The 4,675-nt window shown below is 65.2% G+C and carries 3 protein-coding genes and 1 pseudogene; 3 read left to right on the top strand and 1 reads right to left on the bottom strand.

What is annotated here, in order from left to right:
* Positions 1-87: 87 nt before the first annotated feature.
* Positions 88-957: a flavin-containing monooxygenase gene (locus tag EET03_RS09960; RefSeq protein WP_075542349.1), complete on the bottom strand. Its 870-nt coding sequence runs from the start codon at positions 955-957 to the stop codon at positions 88-90.
* A gap of 832 nt (positions 958-1,789) precedes the next feature.
* Here EET03_RS09960 and EET03_RS33270 point away from each other — a divergent pair.
* The 3 genes and pseudogenes from EET03_RS33270 to EET03_RS09950 form a co-directional block, all read left to right on the top strand.
* Positions 1,790-2,759, top strand: a pseudogene (locus EET03_RS33270) (PPE family protein); the annotation flags it as partial.
* A 100-nt stretch (positions 2,760-2,859) separates the two neighbouring features.
* Positions 2,860-3,723: a hypothetical protein gene (locus EET03_RS33265; RefSeq protein WP_075542351.1), complete on the top strand. Its 864-nt coding sequence runs from the start codon at positions 2,860-2,862 to the stop codon at positions 3,721-3,723.
* On the top strand, positions 3,711-4,675 hold a 965-nt coding region (locus tag EET03_RS09950; RefSeq protein WP_136625674.1), incomplete at its 3' end, for a PE family protein. The genes EET03_RS33265 and EET03_RS09950, both read left to right, overlap by 13 nt.

Here is a 4,675-nt window from a genome sequence, read left to right as displayed (position 1 = left end):
CAGGCTGATGCACCGCCTCGAACGACGCCCACCAGCCGAAGTCGAGGCCGAGTACTACGCTCAACAACAGATCGGGCAGCACACCGGTCACACGTAACGAGGTGTGCATGAAACCCGGGATGGTTCAAAGTCGTTGTTGGCCAACGGATTACTCATGACGTCGGTATAGAGGTTCAGTACTTCCAACAGTTCGCCGCGCTGCCAGGCGCCTTCGTAGCGTTGCCGGCGTTCGTCGGCGGACACCGAGAACGCCGGGGTGATGGTGCGCTCCAACGGCACTCCTGCGAAGGAGTATTTCGCCGCCTGCCGGTAGGCCGAATCGTCGAGCAACTGGGCGAGTTTGTCCGGGGCGATCGGCCCATTGTGCGCGGGGATCGAAAAGCAGGGCGTGCGTTGGAAGACCACCAGCTGCGCTGCCTGGGCCGCGATCAACGGGATCGATTGGATTCCCGATGACCCGGTGCCGACGACACCGACGCGCTTACCGGTGAAGTCGACGGGCTCATGCGGCCAGCGACTGGTGAAATACACCTCGCCGGTGAAGTTTTCGACGCCGGGGATGTCGAGGTCCTTGGGCACCGACAGACAGCCCGTCGCCATCACCAGGTAGCGGCAGCCGATCTCGTCGCCGTAATCGGTGCGCACGCGGTAGCCAGACAACGTGTCGTCCCAATGCGCCCGCGTGACCCGGGTACCGAACTGCATGTCGTGACGAAGGTCGTGCTTGTCGGCGACCTGGTTCAGATAGCGCAGGATCTCGGGCTGGGTGGCGTACTTCTCCGGCCACCGCCAGTCTCTCGACCGGTCCGCGTCGAAGCTGAACATGTAGTCGACACCGGGGATGTCGACCCGCGCCCCGGGATAGCGGTTCCAGTACCAAGTGCCGCCGAGGTCGTCGCCCGCCTCGAATATGCGCATCGATTGACCCGCGAGTCGCAGGCGGTACGCGGCGTACAAGACCGGCGAAGGGTCTACTGATGTTCCGTGGGTCGGGTTTCATGCAGCCCGGCCGCCCTACATCGCAACGACGATTGCGCCTTCGGTCGTCATCGGCACGGTATTCTGCGTTTTCTACGCGCGCCGTATTCGTGCCCATGCGAACGGACAGTCACGAGCTGTCGAAAGCTCGGCCCGTTAGGCTGACTACTTCGAATGCAGGCTCTTGATTAAGGGCGGTACGGGTCTGAGCTGCGGCGCCGAGGGTTGATGGCTGGCGGGTGACCCATCCTTCCTGGGTCAGTGGAAAATTGTAGGGCTTGGGCATACTCCATCGATGCCATACTGAACTGCGGACCGATCGAATCCGCCGGCGCACAATCGGTGTCATGTCATCTCGGCCGTATCACACCGCAATAGCAGCACCGGGGCCTGGTCCTGTCACCGCCGTGGTCGATACGTAGATCCGTTTTGCCGGCAATCGCGAGGCGCACTGCAAGCCGCCATTCATCGACTCCGATCAGGCCGGCCGTCCTTCGGTCGCAGGCAGGAGAGTTTTTCCCGATGATGAGACGCACTTTGAGCCCATTTTCACCGTCGTCGCAGGTCTGAGGCAGGAGCTGAGACGGCACGGGCACTCGCGTGCTGATGGCTCATTTCAACTTCCCGTTAGGGCGTTGACCTGCGGATATATGGCGGACAAAGTAGTTTGCGACTTGTTTATCCATTGTGTGTTGGCGGTGCGGGATGGCGTTCGCGTGCCAGATCAGCTCGATAGAGGCCGAATGGGCTTCAGCGGCATACCGGGTTGAGCTGATTTGCAACTCGTGTGCCAAACGACGGAGGTTGGGTAATGAACTTTTCGGTATTGCCGCCGGAGGTCAACTCTGCCTTGGTGCTCGCCGGAGCCGGCCCTGAGCCGTTGTTGGCCGCTGCGGCGTCGTGGGCAGAACTGGCCGAAGAATTGGGTTCTGCGGCAGCCTCTTTCGGGGGGGTAACGTCAGGCCTGGTCGGCGGGTCGTGGCAGGGCCCGTCCGCGGCGGCCATGGCGACAGCAGCGGCCCCCTACGCGGATTGGCTTGCGTCTGCTGCGGGCCAAGCCGGGCAGGCGGCGATGCAGGCTCAGGCCTTGGTGACCGAGTTCGATGCCGTCAGGTCAGCGATCGTGCAGCCGATCGTGCTGTCTGCCAACCGGTCCAACCTCGTGTCGCTGGTGATGTCGAACCTGTTTGGTCAGAACGCACCGGCGATCGCATCCTTCGAAGCCGCCTATGAGCAGATGTGGGCCCAAGACGTCGCGGCGATGGCGGCCTATCACGGCGGTGCTTCTGCCGTGGTCTCGGCGCTCGCTCCGTTCGCTGAGCCGTTGCAGGGTGTGGTGGGGTTGTCGGGTCAGTTGGCGGGGTTGCCGGGTGCGGTTGCTGCGGGGACCCCGTTGAATGTGGGGTTGGGCAACCTGGGTGTCGGTAACTTTGGTTTGGGGAATCTGGGCAGCAACAACTTCGGTTTCGGGAATTTAGGTAGCGGAAATGTCGGCCCGGGCAATCTTGGTAGCGGCAACACCGGTTTCGCGAACACCGGCAACAATAATGTCGGCTTCGGCAACACCGGCAACAACAACATCGGTATCGGTCTGACCGGTACCGGCCAGGTCGGAATCGGGCTGTTGAACACCGGCACCGGGAACCTGGGCTTGTTTAACTCCGACACCGGCAATGTGGGCTTAATTCAACTCCGGCACCGGCAATGTGGGCATCGGTAACTCCGGGTCGGGGAGCCGGGGCTTGTTCAACACCGGTCTGGGGAACTTCGGGATCGGGAACTCCGGGGATTACAACACCGGTCTGTTCAATCCCGGGTCGTTTAACGCCGGTTGTCCTGAACATCGGGGATGTCAACACCGGCCTGTTCAACACCGGCGACATGAACAACGGCGTCGCGTTCCGCGGCACCGGACAAGGCGGGCTTCGCTTTGCCATCACTACGCCCGATCTGACCCTGCCCCCGATCAACATCCCCAGCATTGCGGTACCGCCGCTGGATCTGCCCGCCATCTCCACGTCCAACCTGGCGATCCCCGGTTTCGACCTGCCCAAGATCACCACCCCGGCGATCGCCGTGCCCGGCCTGGACCTGCCCACCCTGACCGTGCCCGGCTTCACCCTCAACAGCGCCGGCGTGGCCGGATTCAGCCTGCCCAAGCTGACCATTCCGGCGCTGACCACACCCACGATCACCGTGCCGGGGCTGGATTTGCCCGCGCTGACCGTGCCGGGCTTTACCCTCAACAGCGCCGCGGTCGGCGGTTTTAGCCTGCCCAAGCTGGGTGTTCCGGCGTTGACGCTGCCCTCGATCACCGTGCCCAACCTGGAGCTGCCCGGGATCGCCACACCCGCCATCACCTTGCCCGGCCTGGAACTCCCCACCCTGAGCATCCCCGGCTTCACCCTCGACAGCGCCTCCCTGGGCGGCTTCACCCTGCCCAAGATCGGCGTCCCCGCCTTGACGCTGCCCTCGATCACCGTGCCCAACCTCGAGCTGCCCGGGATCACCACCCCCACCATCAACGTCCCCGGCCTGCAGCTGCCCGCCCTGACCATCCCCGGATTCACCCCCAACAGCGCCGGCGTCGGCGGCTTCACCCTGCCAAAAATCGTCATCCCACCATTGACCACACCCACCATCAATTCGGCCGGGCACCACGATCGCTCTCCGCCGTCAGATCTCCGACGAGATGCCCCGTTTCACCTATCGGTTAATGGAAGGACAATGACATGTCATTTGTAATCGCGGGGCCGGAGTATGTAGCCGCGGCCGCCAACAACCTGGCCGGTATCGGCTCGACCCTAGGGCAGGCAAACGCCGCCGCGGCGGCCAACACGACACGAATATTCGCCCCAGCCCTAGACGAGGTGTCGGCGGCGGCGACAGCCTTGTTCAGGGGCCACGCACAGATGTACCAGACGTTCAGCGCTCAAGCGGCGAAATTTCACGAGCAGTTCGTGCGGACATTGGCCAACAGCGCGAACATGTATCAGAGCGCCGAGGCCGTCAACGCACTAGGCGCGGCGGCGGCAGCAGCTACCCGAATAGATCCGGTCGGTGCGGTCAACTCGGCGGCTCAGAGCTTACTCAGGCCGCTCAACGAGGCTGGCGCCGCGGCGAACGCTCAATCGGTGGCACTTTCCGGTCGTCCGCTGCGGGGCGACGGGGCGAACGGCGCACCCGGTCAACCGGGTAAGCCCGGTGGCTGGCTGGGCGGTAACGGGGGCCGCGGAGGGGACGGTCTACCGGGCCAGGCTGGTGGTCGAGGCGGTGATGCGGTCTTCGGCAACGGCGGAGCCGGCGGCCGCGGTGGGATCGGCGGCGGCGCCGGTGGAGCCGGCGGCAACGTGCAGATGCTGGGCAACGGTGGAGCTGGAGGTGCCGGCGGCGCGGGTGCGCCCGGAGTTGCCGGTATCAACCCCCTGCAGAGCATCACCCAACCCGCGGCAGCCGCGGGCACCGCGGGCGGCCCCGCTTCGTCCGGTGGGGCCGGCGCCGACGGTGGCCCCGGGCAGCCCGGCGGCGCGGGCGGCGCGGGCGGAGTCGGCTCCACTTCTGTGCCCGGCGGTACCGGGGGCGGCGGCTACGGCGGCGACGGCGGCAACGGCGGCACCGGCGCGCCGGGCGGTGCGGGCGGGAACGGCGGTAGTGGTGTCGCGGGTCAGCCCGGCGGTCTGGGCGGCGGGGGTGGCGA

The sequence above is a fragment of the Mycobacterium innocens genome, assembly GCF_900566055.1.
Lineage (GTDB): Bacteria > Actinomycetota > Actinomycetes > Mycobacteriales > Mycobacteriaceae > Mycobacterium > Mycobacterium innocens.
The sequence above is the reverse complement of the archived record's forward strand: the minus strand, read 5'-3'. Positions and strand labels throughout refer to the sequence as shown.